Genomic DNA, 19,471 nt, shown 5'->3' on the forward strand with positions numbered 1-19,471 from the left:
TGCCCCGTGGGCCGGCCGCCGGACGGATCTTGGCGCCCCTCGCCCCTGGAGGAGCGGGGCACAGGCCCGGCGGCCGCCACGAACGCGAACAAGCCTCACCTTCCTGGCCGCGCCACCCACCCGCACCGCGAGGAACCCGCCGCCCGGCAAGCAGGCCCGGGGACCCGCCCCGCTTCCGCCGTCGCCGCCAAACACCGCGACCACGCACACACCAGACGGCCGACCGACCCGCAGGTAGGGGCGCCGACCTGCCTCGTCGCCGCCCTCCACCCGGCACCCCGGCGGCCCGGCGGACGGCCGGGGCCCATCAGCGGGGTACCGGCTGGCCCCGTCGTTGCTGTCGTCCGGCGGCCCGTCGCCCGGCTGGAGCCTCGGGGGCGGGGCCTTCCACGGCCGGACAGGCCGGGACTCCGGGAGTGCGGGACTCCGGGAGTGCCGGACTCCAGGAGTGCGGGACTCCGGGACGGGAGTCCGGGAGTCCACGACGGGAGTCCGGGCCGGGGCTCCGGGGGTGGGCCGGGGCTGTCGCCCTCTAGCATCGACCGCATGGCTCCCTCCGCCTCCCCGGGCTCTCCTCGTGTCGGTCGCCGGTATTCTTCCGCGCGGCTGGCCGCGGTGGGCACCGTGCTCCTCATCGCGCTCGCCGTGACCGCCTTCGCCGCCGTGTCCGCCGTGCGGTCGCACACCCCCTCGCCGCTGGAGCGCACCCCCGAGGCCGTCGCCGCCGACGCGGCTCCACGGCTCGCCTTCCTGCGCTCCGCCCTCCGCGGCGGCGCGGGCGAGGACATGCAGGCGCTCTTCCCCGAGGGGTACTTCTTCACCCACGTCCTCTACGGCCTCGCCCAGGCCAACACCGGCACCCTCGACCCCGCCCGGCGCGACACGGCACTGCGCGAGGCCCGGTGGGCGCTGGACCGGCTCGACTCCCCCGACGGCACCGCCCCCTTCCCCGCCGACGCCGACCCCGCCTACGGCGTCTTCCACGCGGGCTGGAGCACCTACCTGCGGGTCCGCATCGTCGAGCTCGCCGGAGGGCCGGACGCCGCACCCGAGGAGGCCGCCCGCCTGGAGGAGGACACCGCCGAACTCCGCGACGCCTTCGCCGCCTCCCTCGACCGGGGCACCCCCTTCCTGGAGGCCTACCCCGGCCAGGCCTGGCCCGTGGACAGCGTGGTCGCCGCGGCCGCGCTCGCCAGGGACGCCCGGGTGCGCGGCACCGGCGCCCACGACACCGTCCTCGCCGACTGGCAGGACGCCGTGGCCGAGCGCACCGACCCGGCCACCGGCCTCCTCCCGCACCGGGTCGACGCCGCCACCGGCGCCCCCGCCGAGGTCGCCCGGGGCAGCTCGCAGTCGGTGCTGCTGCGCTTCCTCCCCGACATCGACCCGGCGTGGGCCGCCCGCGACCGGGCGGCGTTCCAGGAGGGGTTCGCCTCCCCCCACGGCCCGCTGCCCGGGGTGCGCGAATACCCCCGCGGCGACGACTCCCCCGGCGACGTCGACTCCGGCCCGCTCGTCCTGGGCCTCTCGGCGTCGTCGAGCACGGTCGCCCTCGGCGACGCCGTCGTCTACGGCGACACCGCCACGGCCGCCGCGCTCACCGGTTTCGCCGAGGCGCTGGGCATGCCGGTCGAGCTCGGCGGGCAGCGCCGCTACCTCGGCGGCGCCGTCCCGGTCGGCGACGCGTTCCTGGTGTGGTCCCTCACGGCCGGAGGCGAACACCCCGATCCCGTTCCGCCGCCGGACGGCGCCTCGCCCTCCGCGCACGCTCCCCCGGCCTGGTGGCGGGCGCCCTGGTACGCCGCCGTCGGGCTGGTCACCGCCGCCGCCTGGTGGGCCTTCTGGCGCACCGCCCGGCGCCCGCCGCGCCCGCCGTCGAACCCCGCCGACGGCCCCCGCACCCCGCCCCTGAGCGCGTCAGTGCAGGTCAGGCGATACAGGTGAGCGCTGTCGGTAGGCTTTGCACATGGCCGACCCGCAAGAGATCCTCGCGCAACGGGTCCAGTCCGCCCTCGGTGCCGCCTTCGGCCCCGAGTACGCCGACGCCGACCCCGTCATCCGTCCGTCCCAGTTCGCCGACTTCCAGGCCAACGCCGCGCTCGCGCTGGCCAAGCGTCTGGGGCGAAAGCCGCGAGAGGTCGCGGCGCAGATCGTCGAGCACCTGGACGCCGACGACCTGTGCCGCGCGGTCGAGATCAGCGGCCCCGGCTTCGTGAACCTGACCCTGCGCGACGACTGGATCGCCGCGCAGGCCCACGCCCTGCTCGGCGACCCCCGCCTGGGGACCCCCCTGCAGCGGCGGCAGAACATCCCGATCGACTACTCCGCGCCCAACGTCGCCAAGGAGATGCACGTCGGGCACCTGCGCACGACCGTGGTCGGCGACGCCCTGGCCCGCACCCTGGAGTTCCTCGGGCACAACGTCATCCGGCAGAACCACGTCGGCGACTGGGGCACCCCGTTCGGCATGCTCATCGAGCACCTGCTCGACGTCGGCGACACCTCCGCCGAGGCCGAGCTGCTCAAGAGCGACCCCAACGCCTTCTACCAGGCCGCCAAGGCCAAGTTCGACGGCTCCGAGGAGTTCGCCGAGCGCGCCCGCAAGCGGGTGGTGTCCCTGCAGGCCGGCGACGAGGGCACGCTGGAGATCTGGCGTGAGCTCATCGAGCTGTCCAAGGCCTACTTCAACCGGGTCTACTCCACCCTGGAGGTCACCCTCACCGACGCCGACCTGGCCGGCGAGAGCATGTACAACGCCATGCTCGAAGGCGTCTGCCAGGAGCTCGAGGACCAGGGCCTGGCGGTGATGAGCGAGGGCGCGCTGTGCGTCTTCCTCGACGGCTACACGGGCCGCGAGGGCAAGCCGGTGCCGCTGATCATCCGCAAGAGCGACGGCGGCTACGGCTACGCCACCACCGACCTGGCCACCATCCGCTACCGCGCCCGCGAGCTGGAGGCCGACCGCGTCCTGTACGTGGTCGGCGCCCCGCAGAACCTGCACTTCCGGATGGTGTGGGAGACCGCCCGCAAGGCCGGGTGGGTGCCCGAGGGCACCGAGCCGATCCACGTGCAGATCGGCAACGTGCTGGGCTCGGACGGCAAGATCCTGCGCACCCGGAGCGGCAAGCCGATCCGGCTGATGGAGCTGCTCGACGAGGCGGTGCAGCGCGCCTCGGCGGTGGTCGAGGAGAACCGCCCCGACCTGGACGCCGGGACCCGCGAGCACATCGCCCGCGAGGTGGGCATCGGCGCGGTCAAGTACGCCGACCTGTCGGTGTCGCACGACACCGAGTACGTGTTCGACTTCGACCGGATGCTGGCCCTGACCGGCAACACCGGCCCCTACCTGCAGTACGCCCAGGCGCGCCTGCGGTCCATCTTCCGCAAGGGCGGGGTGGCGCCGGAGGAGGCCGCCGCCGGGGCGATCACCATCGGCGAGAAGGCCGAGCGGGACCTGGCGCTGCGGCTGCTGGGCTTCGGCCCGACGGTGGCGCTGGTCGGCGACAACCTGGAGCCGCACCGGCTGTGCGGGTACCTGTTCGACCTGGCGCAGGAGCTGACGGCGTTCTACGAGCACTGCCCGGTGCTGACCGCCGACACCGACGAGCGGCGCGCGTCCCGGCTGGCGCTGTGCGCGGCGGCGCTCCGCATCCTGGTGCAGGGCCTCGACCTGCTGGGTGTGCGCGCGCCGGAGCAGATGTAGGGCCGACGCCCGGGACCGGGACACCCGGAAACCGGAACACGGAAGGGGAGGGGCCGCGGCGCGGTCCCTCCCCTTCCTGCTGTTCCCGTCCGTCCCCGCCTCCCGCCCGGCCGCACCTCCTGGTGCGTCCCGGTCCGGGCCGTGGTCGCCGGCGACCTGACCGGCGCGTGCCGGACGCGGCGCACGCCCGCCCCGGCCCGCAGCGGACGCGGTCGTCCGCAGTCCTACGGCCGGGTGTTCGGGGCCCCGGGATCGGGCGACTCGCTCGGCTCGGGGTCGGGGGGCGGCGGCTCCGGCGACTCGGTGGGCTCGGGGCCGGTCGGCTCCGGGTCCGGGGTCGGCCGACCGGGCGGCTCCGTCGGCGGCCCGGGTTCCCGCGTCGGGCGCTCGGACCGGTCGCCGTCCTCCTGGCCGCGGTCGCCGCCCCGGTCCGGGGCGGCCCCGCCCCCGTCCGTGTCGGGCCGGTCGGAGTCCGGCGCCGCGGGCGCGCCCCCGGCGCCGGCCGACACCCCGGTCCGCGCCTCCGACGACGCGGCCGGAGCGTCGATGCCGCCGCTTCCTGATGGGCCCCCGCCGCCGGTGGTCTCCGCGTCGGGCATGCCGGTGGGGGCCGGGGGGTCGTCCACGCCGACGTCCGGCTGGGCCTTGGACAGCCCGGCGCCGACCGCGGTGAGGGCGCCGACGGCCAGCACGGCCGTCACCGCGCCCGCGGCGACCTTCCGGTTGCGCGAGCGGCGCCGCTCGATCCGGCGGCGCTCGGACCGGGACATCTGCTCGTCGCCGTCCCAGAGCTCGTGCTCTCCGGTGTCGCCGATGCCGTCCCAGGGCTCTTGCGGGGCGGGGCCGTCGGCGGGAGGCCCAGCGTCCGGGCCGCCTTCGTGGAGGGGAGGCAGGACGCCCGTGGCGGGCGCGGCGGAACCGGCGTCGAACGCGCTGGTCGGTGCGGAGCCCGCGTCGCCTGCACCGGGACCGCCGACGGACCAGAGGCTTCGGAGCGCATCGTCTTCAGGGATGTCCGGCTGCGGGGCCGTACCGGGCGCTTCACCCGACGAAGGAGACGAGGGAGCGTCGAACGCCATCGTCTCGTCCCCCGCTGGGCCCCCGTGGGCAGGACCGCCGTACCCCTCCGGGGGTCCGGGCCGCGCACCGGCACGGTGCGAACCACCCGGCGACGCACCAGGAACAGCACCCCGAATCCCGCCACCCGACGGCGCAGGCCCGAATGCCGTCGTCTCGTCGGTCCCCGCCGGGGCCGCCGGGGCGGTGACCTCGGGTGCCGCCGGGGCGGCGGGCGCGCGCCCGGGCTCTCCCCGCGGGACCTCATAGGGGAAGTCACCGCGCCGCCCCTGACCGCGGCCACCGTCCCCCTGGCCGTGCGCACCATGAGCGGTGTGGGCCGCGTGGGCGCCGTGCGCGCCCTGCATGCCCTGCGGCTCGATGGGCACGCCCGCGCGCATGCCGCCCGCGGCGGCCGCATCGGGGCCGCCTCCAGGCGGGCCGAGCGGGACATCGTACACGGGGACGTCGTAGGCGAAACCGCCGGCGGGCGCCCCTTCCGCACCACCGCGCGGACGGCCGCCCGACGCGGGCGCGCCGGGGCCGCCCGGCGCGGTGGGCGCAGTGTGCTCGCCCCGCGCACCACGCTCACCGGGCACGGCGCGGTCGCCGTTCCCGTCGGGGTCGCCGGGGTCGAACAGGCTGGTGGGGTCTCCGGTCATGGGGATCACGCGCTCCGGGGTGGGGAGGGCCGAACGTGACGGCCCGGGAAGGCGCTGGGGAGTGGGGTCCGGGAGGAACTGTAAAGAACCGCTCTCACTCCGCGATACCCGGCCCACCCTACCCATCCGCCTCCGCACTCCCCCATCCCCCGCGTCCAGGGACGTTCCGACACGATCCGTCCGCTCCCGTGTGATCAACGCGACAAGAGCGCACACCAGGGGGAACAAATGGAAGGGAGGCGAAAGCGCACCGACAGCACCAGCCGATACCTGTTGGTCGGTAGGCGCACCCGACACCCGCCGGGCGTGCCGGGCGCCACACGCCCACGGGGTTTAGCCTGTAACCCGGCAAAACGGCGTTAATAGGGGGAATCAGACATGGTGCACGATGCCGGGCCGCCGCCCGACGCGCGGCCGCCGCAACCGGAGCCGGGGACCTGGTACGTCGACCCGGCCCACTCCTGCATCATCTTCGTCGCGCGCTACCTGGGCTTCGGCCGCGTCCAGGGCACCTTCGGCGACTCCTGGGGGACCGTCGCCGTCGCCGAGGACCCGCTCGCGTCCAAGGTCGACGTGACCGTGCGCACCGCCAGCCTGAACACCGGTGTGCAGGCCCGGGACGCCCACCTGCGCTCCCCCGACCTGCTCGACACCGACGCCCACCCGGAGATGCGCTTCACCTCCACCGCGCTGGAACCGCGCGGCCGCGGGCGCAACGCCTTCCGGATGTACGGGGACCTGACCCTGCACGGCACCACCCGGCCCCTGGAGCTGGACTGCCAGTGGGGCGGCGAGGCCCCGGACCTCCAGGACCCCGAGGGGATCCACGCGCACTTCTTCGCCGCCAACGGCTCGATCACGCTGTCCGACTTCGGCATCGCCGACGTGGGCCCGACCGCGTGGGGCGCCCGCGTCATCGGCGACACCGTCGACATCGTCCTGGAAGTCCGGGTCCAGAACGCCGATCCGACCGAATGGCTCCGCCAGATCGGCCACTTCGCGTAGCCGCGCAGGACGGCACCGCCTCCGCACGGCCCCGTCGGCCGCGCCCGCCGACCGCGGACGACGCGCACGGGGCCCATCCCCGACCGGCGCGGAGCGGCCGGATGCGGACACGGCGCCGCACAGGCGGCCGACGGGCCGGGACGGGCAGGGCCGCGATCCGGCCCGGTCCTCGCCCCGGCGGCGGCCCTATCCGGCCAGCAGCGCCTCGATCTCCGCGCGGCGCGGCATCGACGTGCTGGCGCCCTGCCGCTGCACCGACAGCGCCGCCGCCGCGGCTGCGAACTCCATGCTCTCCTCGGGGCCCCGCCCCTCGGCGCGGGCGACCGCGAACGCGCCGCAGAAGGTGTCCCCGGCCGCGGTCGTGTCCACCGCCTCGACCGGGCGCGAGGGCACGTGCACCGGCTCGCCGCCGCGCTCACCGTGCAGCGACCCGTCCCCGCCGAGCGTGACCACCGCCTCCGGCACCCGCCGCAGCAGCGCCTCCAGGGCGCGGCGCGGGTCCTCCTCGCCGGTGACCGCCGCCGCCTCGTGCTGGTTGGGCACCAGCAGGTCGACCAGGTCCAGCAGCTCGTCGGGCAGTTCCCGGGCCGGGGCCGGGGTGAGCACCGTGCGCACCCCCGCCTCGCGGGCGGCGCGGGCCGCGGCGACCACGCCCTCCATCGGCAGCTCCAGCTGCAGCAGCAGGGCGTCGCACCCGGCCAGCACGGTCCGCTCGGCCCCGGTGATCCCGGTCATCGCGGCGTTGGCGCCGGGGACCACGATGATGGAGTTGGCCCCGTCGCCCTCGACCACGATGTGCGCCACCCCGGACGCGCCGGGCACGGTGCGCAGCTCGGAGGCGTCCACCCCAGAGTCCACCAGGGCGCTGCGCATCTGCACGCCGAACGGGTCGTCGCCCACGGCCCCCAGGAAGGCCGTGTCCCCGCCGGCCCGCGCCGCGGCGATCGCCTGATTGGCGCCCTTGCCGCCGGGGACCTGGCGGAACTCGGTGCCCGCCACGGTCTCCCCGCTGGCCGGACGCACCGGCACGTAGGCGACCAGGTCCATGTTGATGCTGCCGTACACCGCGATGCGCGGGACGTTTCCGGATGCCGATGTCGATGTCACGGAGCCGACTCTACCCAGGTCCGGCAGGTCGGCCCCTCAGTCGGTCTCGACGATGACCGGGGCGTGGTCCGAGGCGCCCTTGCCCTTGCGCTCCTCCCGGTCGACCCGCGCGCCCGACACCCGCTCGGCCAGTGCGGGCGAGGCGAGCACGAAGTCGATCCGCATCCCCTTCTTCTTGGGGAAGGAGAGGTTCTGGTAGTCCCAGAACGTGTACACGCCGGGCCCGGGGGTGGAGGCGCGCGCGACGTCGGTGAACCCGGCGTCGTTCAGGGCGGTGAAGGCGGAGCGCTCCTTGGCGGTGACGTGCGTCTTGCCCTCGAAGGCCTCCATGTCCCACACGTCGTCGTCCTCGGGGGCGACGTTGAAGTCCCCGCAGAACGCGATCTGCGCCTGCGGGTCCTCGGCCAGGCGCGCCGCGCCGTCCGCGCGCAGCGCCTCCAGCCAGCGCAGCTTGTAGTCGTAGTGCGGGTCGTCGATCTCCCGCCCGTTGGGCACGTACAGGCTCCACACGCGCACGCCCCCGCACACGGCGGAGATCGCCCGCGCCTCGACCTGCTCGGGGTCGCCCCAGCCGGGCTGCCCGGAGAACGACGTCAGCACGTCGTCCAGTCCGACGCGCGAGGCGATCGCGACGCCGTTCCACTGGGAGAGGCCGTAGTGGGCGACCTCGTATCCGGCTTCGGTGAAGACCCCGGCAGGGAACTGGTCCTCGCGGCACTTGGTCTCCTGAACGGCGACGACGTCGACGTCGCTGCGCTCCAGCCAGGCCGCGACCCGGTCCTTGCGGGCCCTCATGCTGTTGACGTTCCAGGTAGCGATTCGCACGGCGACCAGCCTAGTGCGCGGGTGGGACATGGCCGGATGCGGCAGAACGGCGGGGCGGATGTGTGTCGGGGACGACAAGGCGCCCCCGCGCTGCCATAGTTCGGGCAGTGGGCGGGTCCGGTGCGGCCGTCCTCCGCACCGGCCCCGCCCGCCCGTTCGGTCCGTGCGCCGCGGGGGCGCACTCCCTCCGCCCCATACGACGCGCGGCCCCGGCCGCCGGTTCACCTCCGCCCCGCACGCGCCCTCCCCTCCCGCCGCGCGCCGTCGACGCCCCGCACCTGCGGCATCATGGGGGACCGGACCCGAACCCGTGCGGCCCCACCGAGGTAGCGAGCCATGACCGACGACGCCCCCGCCCACCGCATCCTCGTCATCGACGACGAGCCGAACATCCGCGACCTGGTCCGGGCGGCGCTCCAGTTCCACGGCTTCGCCGTCGACGCCGCCGAGGACGGCGAGGCCGGGCTCGCCGCGGCCCGCCGCGCCCGCCCCGACCTGATCCTGCTGGACGTGCTGCTCCCGGACATCAGCGGCTTCGAGGTGTGCCGCAAGCTCCGGGAGGACGGCGACGACGTGCCGGTGATCTACCTGACCGCGCGGGACACCCCCGCCGACACGGTGACCGGGCTGACCCTGGGCGGCGACGACTACGTCACCAAGCCGTTCTCGGTGGAGGCGCTGATCGCCCGGATCCGCGCGCTGCTGCGCCGCGCCCGCCGCGACCCGGCCGGCGCCGGGGCCGCCGTGCGCGACCACAGCGGCCAGCTGCGCTACGCCGACCTGGTGCTGGACGACCGCCAGTGGAGCGTGGAGCGCGCCGGGGTCCCGGTGGAGCTGTCCCCCACCGAGTTCCGGCTCCTCGCCTACCTGGTGCACAACGCCGGGCAGGTGGTCACCCGGCACCAGCTCCTGGAGAACGTGTGGGGCTGGGACTACGCCGGGCAGTCGCAGATCGTCGAGACCTACGTCAGCTACCTGCGCCGCAAGCTGGACCCGCTGGGCCCGCCGCTGATCCGCACCCGCCGGGGCGTGGGGTACGTGCTGCAGTCCCCGGACGGCGCCTAGATGGCTCCGGGGCGGCTGCGCTTCCGGCTGCTGGTCGGCCTGGTCGCGGTCACCGCCGCCGGGCTGCTGGTGACCCTCGCGGTCGGCTTCGTCACGCTGCGCGGGTACATCACCGACCGGATCGACGACCAGGTGGTGCTGGCCGCCGAGCGGGCCATGGTGCGGCTGGACAACGACACCCCGCCGGTGGGCGTGGAGGCCCCCAGCCCCTCCCCCTACCTGGTGGTGCTGCTGGACCGCTCCACCGGCCGGGTGAACCAGGTCTACGGCGACCTGGAGCGCGACGACGTGGTGCTGGACCGCATGGAGGAGGTGCCGCTTCCCGAGCTGCGCCGCCTGGCCCTGTCCCAGGAGGTCTTCGACCTGGACGGCCGCGAGTCCGCCGTGCCGCCGCACCGGGCCACGGTGCGCCAGCGCGGCGAGGCGCTGATGGTCACCGCGGTGCCCACCGACGAGCGCGAGGAGTACTCCTGGAGCCTGGTGCTCACCCAGCTGGTCACCGCGGTGCTGCTGCTGGGCGGCCTGCTGCTGGCCGGGCGGTGGCTGATCGGGCGCGGCCTGGACCCGCTGGACCGCATGGCCACCACCGCCGACCGCATCTCCACCGGCCCCGACCTGTCGGCGCGGATGCCCGTGGCCGAGGGCGGCAGCGAGGTGGGGCGGCTGGCGTCGGCGATCAACACCATGCTGGGGAGGCTGGAGCAGGCCTTCGCCGCCCAGCGCGCCTCGGAGGAGCGGGTGCGGGCGTTCGCCGCCGACGCCTCGCACGAGCTGCGCACCCCGCTGACCACCATCCGCGGCTACGCCGAGCTGTGCCGCCAGGGCGCCATCCCCGAGGAGGAGCTGTCCGGAGCGATGCGCCGCATCGAGGACGAGGCCGAGCGGATGGGCACCCTGGTCGCCGAGCTGCTGGAGCTGGCCCGGCTGGACCGCACCGGCGCGCTGCACCTGGACTCCTGCGACCTGGTGCGGGTGGTCGGCGACATGGTCGAGGACCACCGGGTGGTGCACCCCCGGCGCCCGGTGGAGCTGCACACCCCGCAGGAGCTGGAGTGCCGGGTGGACGAGGCCCGGTTCCGGCAGGTCGTGGCCAACCTGCTGGCGAACGCGGCCGAGCACACCCCCGACGGCACGCCGGTGGAGGTGCGGCTGAGCACGGCCGGGCCGTACGCGGCGCTGCGGGTGCGCGACTCGGGGCCCGGGATGGGCGACGAGGACCTGGACCGCGCCTTCGACCGGTTCCACCGGGGCATCCGCTCACCCGGCGGCGGCAGCGGCCTGGGGCTGTCCATCGTCGCGGCCATCGCGGCCGCGCACGGCGGCGACGCGGGCATCACCTCGGCCCCGGGCGCGGGCACGGAGGTCACGGTGCGCTTCCCCTTCGCGCCGGAGGGGGCCGGCCGGGACGCCGACGGAGCCGCGCCGGCCCCGCGTTGATCTCGGGAAAAGCGCCCCTACCAGCGCCTTTTTAGCGTCGTTTCGCCCGAGATCAACGAGGAGGCGGGGTTTCGGCCGTGGTGGGCCCCGGAGCGAGGCGTGCCGACCCCTACCCGCGGGTAGGGGTCGGATGGAGGTCCGACTCTCCATCCACCTGCGAGGTGATCCCCGAGATGACCACGGTCAACGGCCGCCCCGAGGCGACCGGAGCGGACGAACGGCAGGCACGGGCGGTCGCCGAGGCCGCGCGGGAGAGCGAGTGGCGCCTGCCCAGCTTCGGCAAGGAGCTCTACCTGGGCCGGTTCCGGCTCGACCTGATCCACCCCTACCCGCGGCCGGACGCCGCGGCCGAGGAGGAGGGCGAGCGGTTCCTCACGCGGCTGCGCGACTTCTGCGCCACCATCGACGCCCAGCGCATCGAGCACGAGGAGCGCATCCCCGACGATGTGGTGCGCGGCCTGAAGGAGCTGGGCGCGCTCGGCATGAAGATCCCCCGCGCCTACGGCGGCCTCGGCCTGGGCCAGGTCCACTACAACCGCGCGCTCACCCTGGTCGGGTCGGTCAGCCCCGCGCTCGGCGCGCTGCTCTCGGCCCACCAGTCCATCGGCGTGCCCCAGCCGGTGGCGATGTTCGGCACCGAGGAGCAGAAGCAGGCCTTCCTGCCGCGCTGCGCCGCCTCCGACATCAGCGCCTTCCTGCTGACCGAGCCCGACGTGGGCAGCGACCCCGCGCGGCTGCAGGCCACCGCCGTGCCCACCGAGGACGGCGAGGCCTACCTGCTCGACGGGGTGAAGCTGTGGACCACCAACGGGGTGGTCGCCGACCTGCTGGTGGTGATGGCCCGGGTGCCCGAGGGCGACGGGCACCGCGGCGGGATCAGCGCGTTCATCGTCGAGGGCGACTCCCCGGGCATCACCGTCGAGCGGCGCAACCGGTTCATGGGGCTGCGCGGCATCGAGAACGGCGTCACCCGGTTCCATCAGGTGCGTGTGCCCGCGCGCAACCTCGTGGGCAAGGAGGGCCAGGGGCTCAAGATCGCCCTGTCCACGCTGAACACCGGACGCCTGTCGCTCCCGGCGATGTGCGTGGGCGCCGGGAAGTGGTCCACCCGGATCGCCCGCGAGTGGGCGCGCGAGCGGGTGCAGTGGGGGCGCCCGGTGGGCCGCCATGAGGAGGTCGCCAAGAAGATCGCGTTCATCGCCGCCACCACCTACGCGATGGAGGCCATGCTGGAGCTGTCCGGCCAGATGGCCGACGACCGGCGCAAGGACATCCGCATCGAGGCGGCGATCGCCAAGCTGTGGGCGTCCGAGCGGGCCTGGGAGATCGCCGACGAGCTGATGCAGGTGCGCGGCGGGCGCGGGTACGAGACCGCCGACTCGCTGGCGGCGCGCGGCGAGCGCGGGGTGCCCGCCGAACAGATGCTGCGGGACCTGCGCATCAACCGCATCTTCGAGGGCTCCACCGAGATCATGCACCTGCTGATCGCCCGCGAGGCCGTGGACGCGCACCTGTCCGTGGCCGGGGACCTGGTGGACCCGTCCGCCGACCCGCAGGCCAAGGCGCGCGCCTTCGCCAAGGCGAGCGGGTTCTACGCCTCCTGGCTGCCGACGCTGGTGGTGGGCCAGGGCCAGCGCCCGGGGTCCTACGCCGACTTCGGCCCGCTGGCGGGGCACCTGCGCTTCGTGGAGCGGGCGTCCCGGCGGATGGCGCGCTCCACCTTCTACGGCATGTCCCGCTGGCAGGGCGGCATGGAGACCCGGCAGGCGTTCCTGGCCCGGATCGTGGACATCGGCGCCGAGCTGTTCGCGATGAGCGCGGCGGTGGTGCGCGCCCGCCACGAGCACGACGCCGACCAGGAGGGCGACGGCGGCCGGGGCACGGCCGGGATGGAGTTGGCCGACGCCTTCTGCCGCCAGTCCCGGCTGCGGGTGGAGCGGCACTTCGCCGAGCTGTGGGACAACTCCGACTCCACCGACGGCAAGCTGGCGCGGCGGGTGATGGACGACCGCTACACCTGGTTGGAGGAGGGCGTCCTGGACCCGTCGGTGCCCGGACCGATGATCGCCCCGGCCACACCCGGCCCGTCCGAGGCCGAGGACCAGCACCGCACGATGGGCTGACGGCCGAGGGCGGCGACGGCGTGAGCGGGGCGGTTCCCCGGGCCTGCCTGCCGTCCGGCGGGCTCCTCGCGGTCCGGGTGATCGATGTGGGGGTGCCCGGGCGGCACCCTCCGCGATGATCTCGACGGAAGTGCTGTCATTCCGGCGGTTTTGACAGCACTTTTGTCGAGATCATCGCGGGGAGGGCATCCGGCGGCCCGCCGTCCGGGTGGCGCGGCGACGGCTACCACCAGTACGTTAGCACTCATGTACGAAACGCCCCCCGCTCCCCATCCGCGCCGCGACTCCGTCCTGTCCAAGGCGCAGGCCCGGCGCATCGCGCTCGCCGCTCAGGGCTTCACCGACCGGCGCCCCTCCGGGGCGGCCACCATGCGGCACGTGCAGCGGGTCGTGGACCGGGTGGGCGTCGTGCAGATCGACAGCGTGAACGTGCTCTCCCGCAGCCACTACCTGCCGTTCTTCTCCCGGCTGGGCCCCTACGACCGGGAGCTGCCCGACCGCGCCGCCACCCGGCGCGGGGGCCGTCGCCTGGTGGAGTACTGGGCGCACGAGGCCAGCCTGGTCCCGCCGGAGACCCAGCGGCTGCTGCGCTGGCGGATGGCGCGCGCCCGGGACGAGGCCTGGGGCGCCATGCGGGAGGTGGCCGTGGACCACGGCGACCTCGTCAAGGCGGTCCGCGAGGAGGTCGAGCGGCACGGCCCGGCCACCTCCCGGGAGATCGAGGCGGCCCTGGAGCACGACGCGCCGCGCCCCAAGGACCACTGGGGCTGGAACTGGTCGCTGGTCAAGCGCGCCCTGGAGTACCTGTTCTGGTGCGGCGAGATCACCGCCGACGGGCGCACCCCCCAGTTCGAGCGCCGCTACGACCTGGTGTCGCGGGTCCTGCCGCCCGAGGTGCACACGGCGCCCGACCCCGACCCCGACGACGCCCGCCGCGAGCTGGTGCGCATCGCCGCGCGCGCCCACGGTGTGGCCACCGAGCCCTGCCTGCGCGACTACTTCCGGCTGAAGTCCGGTCCGGGCCGTGCCGCCGTGGCCGACCTGGTCGACTCCGGCGAGCTGGTGCCCGTGCGGGTGGAGGGCTGGGACGCCCCCGCCTACCTGCACCGGGACGCCCGGGTGCCCAGGCGGGTCGAGGCCCGCGCGCTGCTCAGCCCGTTCGACTCGCTGGTGTGGGAGCGCAACCGCACCGAGGCGCTGTTCGGCTTCCGCTACCGGCTGGAGATCTACGTGCCCGCGCCCAAGCGGGTGCACGGGTACTACGTGCTGCCGTTCCTGCTGGGCGACCGCCTGGTGGCCCGGGTCGACCTGAAGGCCGACCGGGCCGCGGGGCGGCTGCTGGCGCGCCGGACCACGCTGGAGCCGGACGCGCCCGCCGCGACCTCAGCGGCCCTCCAGGCCGAGCTGGAGTCGATGGCCTCCTGGCTCGGCCTGGAGGACGGCGTCACACACGCTCGATGATCGTCACGTTGGCCTGGCCGCCGCCCTCGCACATGGTCTGCAGGCCGTAGCGGCCGCCCGTGCGGCGCAGCTCGTGGACGAGCTTGGTCATCAGCACCGTGCCCGTCGCGCCCAGCGGGTGGCCCAGGGCGATCGCGCCGCCGTTGGGGTTGACCGCGGCCATGTCGGCGCCCAGCTCGTGGGCCCAGGCCAGCGGCACCGGCGCGAAGGCCTCGTTGATCTCGGTGACGTCGATGTCGTCCATGGTCAGGCCCGCCTTCTCCAGCGCGAGGCGGGTGGCCGGGATGGGCGCGGTGAGCATGTACACCGGGTCGTCGCCGAGCAGGGAGAGCTGCACGATGCGCGCCAGCGGGGTCAGCCCGTGCCGCTCGACGGCGCTCTCGGAGGCGATCAGCACCGCCCCGGCGCCTACGGAGATCTGGCTGGCCACGGCGGCGGTCAGCTCCCAGCCCTCGCGCAGCGGGTCCAGCCCGGCCATCTTCTCCAGGGTGGTGTCGGGGCGCACGCCCTCGTCGCGCTCGACCCCGGCCAGCGGCGCGGTCTCGGCGTCGAAGCGCCCGGCCTCCAGGGCGGCCGCCGCCCGCTGGTGGCTCTGCAGCGCGAACTCCTCCAGCTCGGCGCGTTTGAAGCCCCACTTCTCGCACATCAGCTGGGCGCCGCGGAACTGGGAGATCTCCTGGGCGCCGTAGCGCCCGGTCCAGCCGTCGCCGAACAGCGGCAGCCCCTCGTCGAGGGCGTACTTGACGCTGGAGCCCATGGGCACCATGCCCATGTTCTCCACACCCGAGGCGACCACCAGGTCCTGCGTTCCGGACATGACCCCCTGGGCGGCGAAGTGGATCGCCTGCTGGGAGGAGCCGCACTGGCGGTCGATGGTCACCCCGGCGACGGTCTCGGGCAGGCCGGCCGACAGCCAGGCGGTGCGGGCCAGGTCGAGCGACTGCGGGCCGACCTGGCTCACGCAGCCCATGACCACGTCCTCGACGGCGGCCGGGTCGGCGCCGGTGCGCGTCATGAGCTCCTTGAGCACGTGGGCGCCGAGGTCGGCCGGGTGCACCCCGGCGAGCGCGCCCTTCTTGGTGCCGACGGGGGTGCGGACGGCCCCGACGATGTATGCCTCGGCCATGCGGTCCTCCAGGGGGTGGCGCGGGACGTTCCAACGGTTCTTACCGAACCATATTCGGTTTTGCCCGCGGCGCCCAGCGCCGGGGTGCCGGTTGGGGCCCACACCGCAGGCGAGTGCGGGTCGGAGAGGGTCACAGCGGCCTGCGGCCCGGTTCCTCCCCCGCCAGATCCGCGTCCTCCTCGTCGCCGAGCGTGCTGCGGGCCAGCCGGTGCAGCTCGGCGGCCAGATCCGGGGCGGCGTCGGGCCCGAATCCGCGCACCAGGTCGCGCAGGGCCGCCTCCTGGGCGTCGAACAGGCGGCGGGCGGCGTCCCGGCCCTGCGCGGTGAGCCGCCAGGCCTCGCCCTCCTCCGCCCGCTCCAGCAGCCCGGCCGACTCCAGCTCGCCGCGGATCCCCGCCGCCGGGGCCACCTCGCCCCCCGAGAGCTCCTCCAGCTCGCCGGGGGCCAGCGGCCCGGTCTCGGCCAGGTGGGTGAGCACCCAGCAGGCCCCGGGCGACAGGTCCAGGTGGGCCGAACCGGCCAGCCTGGAGTACATCTCCCGGGCGCCTCGCACCCCGCAGGCGCGGTACACCGCCCGCTCGGCCGCGCCCAGCACGCCCCGGTCGGGCCCCTCGGCGCGCACCGGTGCCACGGCCTCGTCCAGGTCGGGCGTCCCGATGGTGGTGCGCAGCGGCACCTGCCGCAGGAACAGCGACAGCACGAAGGCGGCCGCCGCCACCGGAACCGCGTACAGGAACACCGTGTCCACCGCGTCCGAGTAGGCCGCCAGCACCGCGGTACGGACCGCCTCGGGCGCCTGCGCGAGCGCGTCCGGGCTGGACTCCAGCGCTGAGGGGTCGAAGCCGGGCGGCACCGGCACCCCGCGCAGCCGGTCGGCGATGTTGCCGCTCAGCTGGGCGGCGAAGACCGCGCCGAAGGCGGAGGCGCCGAAGGAGCCGCCGATGGACCGGAAGAAGGTCGCCGCCGAGGTGGCGGCCCCCAGGTCGCGCTGGGCGGCGGCGTTCTGCACCGCCAGCACCACCACCTGCATGGTCAGCCCCAGGCCGCAGCCCATCAGGAACAGGTACAGGCTCATCACCGGGTAGGCGGTCTCCGGCCGGAGCGTGGACAGCAGGTACAGCGCGACCGCCACCAGGGCCGTTCCGGCCACCGGGTAGAGCTTGTAGTGGCCGGTGCGGGTGACCAGCTGCCCGCTGCCGATCGAGCAGATGAGCATGCCCGCCACCATCGGCAGCAGGTGCAGGCCCGACTCGGTGGGCGTGTAGCCGTGCACGATCTGCAGGAACAGCGGCAGGTAGGTCATCGCGCCCATCATCGCGAAGCCCACGGCGAAGCTGACCAGGCCGCCGATGACCACCACCGGGCTGGAGAACAGCCCCAGCGGCAGCACCGGATCGGCGGCGCGGCGGGCGCTCAGCCACCACCCGGTGCCGCACACCGCCGCCGCCAGGAGCAGCAGCAGGATCTGCGGGGAGGCCCAGCCGTACTCGTTGCCGCCCCAGGAGGTGACCAGCACCAGGCAGACGGCGGTCAGGGCGATCAGCACGATGCCCGCGTAGTCGATCCGGACGGTGGACCGCCCGCCGCCCCGGGGCAGCGCCGCCACCAGCGCGACCAGCGCCACCGCGGCCAGCGGCAGGTTGACGTAGAACACCCACCGCCAGGACAGGTGGTCCACGATGAACCCGCCGATCAGCGGCCCGGCGACGCTGGCCACCCCGAACACCGCGCCGAACAGGCCCATGTACCGGCCGCGGCGGCGCGGCGGGACCACGTCGCCGATGACCGACTGGGCCAGCACCATCAGCCCGCCCCCGCCGATGCCCTGCACCGCGCGGAACAGCACCAGCGCCACGAAGCTCTGCGCGGTGCCGCACAGCGCCGAGCCCAGCAGGAACACGCCCAGGCAGGTGACCAGCACCCACTTGCGGCCGAGCAGGTCGCCGAGCTTGCCCCACAGCGGGGTGGAGGCGGTGACCGCCAGCAGGTAGGCGGTGACCATCCAGGAGATGTGGCTGAGACCGCCCAGGTCCGAGGCGATCCGCGGCAGGGCGGTGGCCACGATGGTCTGGTCGAGGGCGGCGAGCATCACCGCCAGCAGCAGGGCGGTCAGGATCACCGCGAGCCGGGGCGCGCCCTCGCCCCGGCGGCCGCGGGTGCGCGACGGTGCCTCGTGCCTGCCCATGCCCCGAGGGTGGACCGCGCCGGGGCGGCCCCGCACGCCGCCGCCCCGGCGCCGGTGCGGACTTTACGGTGCCTTGGTTCTGGGCCCACAGACCTGGATCCGGGCCGGGCCCGGCGCACCCTCAGCGCCCCGACCGGTGTCCCGCCCGACCGGTGTCCCGCCGAAGGCGGAGGGGGCCACGGCCGCCGAAGGCTCCACCGCTGCGGAGGACGCGGCGGGCCGACGGCCCGCGCTGTAAAACCGAACGCGATTCGGTTACCGTGGTGCCATCGTCTGGGCCGCCCGGCCCCGCCCCCGAGGAGGAGCACGCGCATGCAGAGGGAGATCTTCGAGGAGGAGCACGACCTCTTCCGCGAGTCGGTCGCCGCGTTCCTGGCGCGCGAGGTCGTCCCGCACCACGGCCAGTGGGAGCGCGACGGCATCGTGCCGCGCGAGGTGTGGACCGCCGCCGGGAAGGTGGGCCTGCTCGGGCTGGGGGTGCCCGAGGAGTACGGCGGCAGCGGGGTGAAGGACTACCGGTTCAACGCGGTCGTCTCCGAGGAGATCTGCCGCGCCCACGCCAGCGGGCTCGGCTTCACCCTGCAGAACGACGTGATGGCCCCCTACCTGGTGGAGCTGACCACCGAGGAGCAGAAGCGGCGCTGGCTGCCCGGGTTCAGCAGCGGCGAACTGATCACCGCCATCGCCATGACCGAGCCGGGCGCCGGCAGCGACCTGCAGGGGGTCCGCACCACCGCGGTCCGCGACGGCGGCGACTACGTGCTCAACGGCCAGAAGACCTTCATCACCAACGGCATCAACGCCGACCTGGTCGTGGTGGTGGCCCGCACCGACCCCGACGCCGGGGCGCACGGCATCTCGCTGCTGGCGGTCGAGCGCGGCATGCCCGGCTTCGAGCGCGGCCGCAACCTCGACAAGATCGGGCTCAAGGCCCAGGACACCGCCGAGCTGTCCTTCACCGACGTGCGGGTGCCCGCCGCCAACCTGCTCGGCGAGGAGGGCCAGGGCTTCGTCCACCTGATGGAGCGCCTCCCCCAGGAGCGGCTGTCCATCGCGGTGGCCTCCACCGCCGGGGCCGAGCAGATGCTCGCCGCGACCATCGCGTACTGCAAGGAGCGCACCGCCTTCGGGCGGCCCATCTCCCGGTTCCAGAACACCCGGTTCGTGCTGGCCGAGCTGGCCACCGAGGTGGACCTGGCGCGCACCTACGTGGACCGGGCGATCACCCTGCTCAACCGGGGCGAGCTGACCGTGGAGGACGCCGCCAAGGCCAAGTGGTGGTGCTCGGAACTGGCCAACAAGGTGATGGACCGGTGCCTGCAGCTGCACGGCGGGTACGGGTACATGATGGAATACCCCGTGGCGAAGGCGTGGCAGGACGCCCGCATCCAGTCGATCTTCGGCGGCACGACGGAGATCATGAAGGAGATCGTGGGCCGGTCGCTGGGCCTGTGACGCCGCGGGCGGCACACCCCCCACAGTGAAAGGGTCGGCGGCATGACCGGTGCATGGGACGGCCTGATCGTCCTCGGCCTCTTGGTCGTCCTCCTGGTGATCGGGGTGCGCAAGCTGCGCCCCCGGATGCACATCCCCTGGACGACCGGGGGGATCGTGGTCTTCTTCATCTTCCTGGTGCTGCTGCTGTGGGCCTGGTCCTGGCGCTGACCCCGCGTTGATCTCGGGGAGAACGCCCCTACCACCGCGGTTTCAGGGGCG

At 74.7% G+C, this 19,471-nt stretch carries 14 protein-coding genes; 9 read left to right on the forward strand and 5 right to left on the reverse strand.

The window, feature by feature from the left end:
• The first annotated feature begins 546 nt into the window (after positions 1 to 546).
• Positions 547 to 1,944, forward strand: a complete 1,398-nt coding sequence (locus O4U47_RS15090) for a hypothetical protein (protein ID WP_270678492.1) — start codon at positions 547 to 549, stop codon at positions 1,942 to 1,944.
• A 22-nt stretch (positions 1,945 to 1,966) separates the two neighbouring features.
• The gene (gene argS / locus O4U47_RS15095) at positions 1,967 to 3,703 is read left to right on the forward strand and encodes an arginine--tRNA ligase (protein WP_270678493.1); all 1,737 of its coding nucleotides are present in this window, start codon (positions 1,967 to 1,969) and stop codon (positions 3,701 to 3,703) included.
• Between the two features lie 224 nt (positions 3,704 to 3,927).
• On the opposite strand, the gene O4U47_RS15100 is transcribed toward argS, so the two are convergent.
• On the reverse strand, positions 3,928 to 4,782 hold the full coding sequence (locus O4U47_RS15100; RefSeq protein WP_270678494.1) for a hypothetical protein: 855 nt from the start codon (positions 4,780 to 4,782) through the stop codon (positions 3,928 to 3,930).
• 1,017 nt (positions 4,783 to 5,799) lie between these two features.
• On the opposite strand from O4U47_RS15100, the gene O4U47_RS15105 reads away from it, so the two are divergent.
• A complete protein-coding gene (locus O4U47_RS15105) occupies positions 5,800 to 6,426 on the forward strand; it encodes a YceI family protein (RefSeq protein WP_270678495.1) in 627 nt (208 codons plus the stop codon).
• Between the two features lie 186 nt (positions 6,427 to 6,612).
• Here O4U47_RS15105 and O4U47_RS15110 read toward each other — a convergent pair whose 3' ends face one another.
• Positions 6,613 to 7,533: a ribokinase gene (locus tag O4U47_RS15110; RefSeq protein ID WP_270678496.1), complete on the reverse strand. Its 921-nt coding sequence runs from the start codon at positions 7,531 to 7,533 to the stop codon at positions 6,613 to 6,615.
• A gap of 36 nt (positions 7,534 to 7,569) precedes the next feature.
• A complete protein-coding gene (locus O4U47_RS15115) occupies positions 7,570 to 8,358 on the reverse strand; it encodes an exodeoxyribonuclease III (RefSeq protein ID WP_270678497.1) in 789 nt (262 codons plus the stop codon).
• A gap of 336 nt (positions 8,359 to 8,694) precedes the next feature.
• Here O4U47_RS15115 and O4U47_RS15120 point away from each other — a divergent pair, with 336 nt between their 5' ends.
• From O4U47_RS15120 to O4U47_RS15135, 4 genes are all read left to right on the forward strand, one after another.
• Complete coding sequence (locus O4U47_RS15120; protein WP_270678498.1) at positions 8,695 to 9,423, forward strand: response regulator transcription factor; 729 nt, start codon at positions 8,695 to 8,697, stop codon at positions 9,421 to 9,423.
• Positions 9,424 to 10,860 (forward strand): sensor histidine kinase, encoded by a 1,437-nt coding sequence (locus tag O4U47_RS15125; RefSeq protein WP_270678499.1) that lies wholly within the window; start codon positions 9,424 to 9,426, stop codon positions 10,858 to 10,860.
• 173 nt (positions 10,861 to 11,033) lie between these two features.
• The gene (locus O4U47_RS15130) at positions 11,034 to 12,983 is read left to right on the forward strand and encodes an acyl-CoA dehydrogenase family protein (protein WP_270678500.1); all 1,950 of its coding nucleotides are present in this window, start codon (positions 11,034 to 11,036) and stop codon (positions 12,981 to 12,983) included.
• 246 nt (positions 12,984 to 13,229) lie between these two features.
• Complete coding sequence (locus tag O4U47_RS15135; RefSeq protein WP_270678501.1) at positions 13,230 to 14,444, forward strand: winged helix-turn-helix domain-containing protein; 1,215 nt, start codon at positions 13,230 to 13,232, stop codon at positions 14,442 to 14,444.
• Here the strand turns inward: O4U47_RS15135 and O4U47_RS15140 are convergent.
• The gene (locus O4U47_RS15140) at positions 14,428 to 15,570 is read right to left on the reverse strand and encodes an acetyl-CoA C-acetyltransferase (RefSeq protein WP_270678502.1); all 1,143 of its coding nucleotides are present in this window, start codon (positions 15,568 to 15,570) and stop codon (positions 14,428 to 14,430) included. The genes O4U47_RS15135 and O4U47_RS15140 overlap by 17 nt on opposite strands.
• 130 nt (positions 15,571 to 15,700) lie before the next feature.
• Positions 15,701 to 17,755, reverse strand: coding sequence for an MFS transporter (locus O4U47_RS15145; protein WP_270678503.1), 2,055 nt, complete (start codon positions 17,753 to 17,755; stop codon positions 15,701 to 15,703).
• Positions 17,756 to 18,067: 312 nt separating this feature from the next.
• Between O4U47_RS15145 and O4U47_RS15150 the strand changes: the two genes are divergently transcribed.
• On the forward strand, positions 18,068 to 19,210 hold the full coding sequence (locus tag O4U47_RS15150) for an acyl-CoA dehydrogenase family protein (RefSeq protein ID WP_270678504.1): 1,143 nt from the start codon (positions 18,068 to 18,070) through the stop codon (positions 19,208 to 19,210).
• A gap of 42 nt (positions 19,211 to 19,252) precedes the next feature.
• Entirely contained in the window at positions 19,253 to 19,420 is a 168-nt protein-coding gene (locus O4U47_RS15155; RefSeq protein ID WP_017622757.1) for a hypothetical protein, read from the forward strand.
• Positions 19,421 to 19,471: the final 51 nt, after the last annotated feature.

The organism is Nocardiopsis suaedae, from assembly GCF_027706745.1.
Lineage (GTDB): Bacteria > Actinomycetota > Actinomycetes > Streptosporangiales > Streptosporangiaceae > Nocardiopsis_A > Nocardiopsis_A suaedae.

Coding starts and splice junctions, on each gene's coding strand:
- O4U47_RS15090 (WP_270678492.1), top strand. CDS start 547: ATGGCTCCCTCCGCCTCCCCGGGCTCTCCTCGTGTCGGTCGCCGGTAT.
- argS (WP_270678493.1), top strand. CDS start 1,967: ATGGCCGACCCGCAAGAGATCCTCGCGCAACGGGTCCAGTCCGCCCTC.
- O4U47_RS15100 (WP_270678494.1), bottom strand. CDS start 4,782: ATGGCGTTCGACGCTCCCTCGTCTCCTTCGTCGGGTGAAGCGCCCGGT.
- O4U47_RS15105 (WP_270678495.1), top strand. CDS start 5,800: ATGGTGCACGATGCCGGGCCGCCGCCCGACGCGCGGCCGCCGCAACCG.
- O4U47_RS15120 (WP_270678498.1), top strand. CDS start 8,695: ATGACCGACGACGCCCCCGCCCACCGCATCCTCGTCATCGACGACGAG.
- O4U47_RS15125 (WP_270678499.1), top strand. CDS start 9,424: ATGGCTCCGGGGCGGCTGCGCTTCCGGCTGCTGGTCGGCCTGGTCGCG.
- O4U47_RS15130 (WP_270678500.1), top strand. CDS start 11,034: ATGACCACGGTCAACGGCCGCCCCGAGGCGACCGGAGCGGACGAACGG.
- O4U47_RS15135 (WP_270678501.1), top strand. CDS start 13,230: ATGTACGAAACGCCCCCCGCTCCCCATCCGCGCCGCGACTCCGTCCTG.
- O4U47_RS15140 (WP_270678502.1), bottom strand. CDS start 15,570: ATGGCCGAGGCATACATCGTCGGGGCCGTCCGCACCCCCGTCGGCACC.
- O4U47_RS15145 (WP_270678503.1), bottom strand. CDS start 17,755: ATGGGCAGGCACGAGGCACCGTCGCGCACCCGCGGCCGCCGGGGCGAG.
- O4U47_RS15150 (WP_270678504.1), top strand. CDS start 18,068: ATGCAGAGGGAGATCTTCGAGGAGGAGCACGACCTCTTCCGCGAGTCG.
- O4U47_RS15155 (WP_017622757.1), top strand. CDS start 19,253: ATGACCGGTGCATGGGACGGCCTGATCGTCCTCGGCCTCTTGGTCGTC.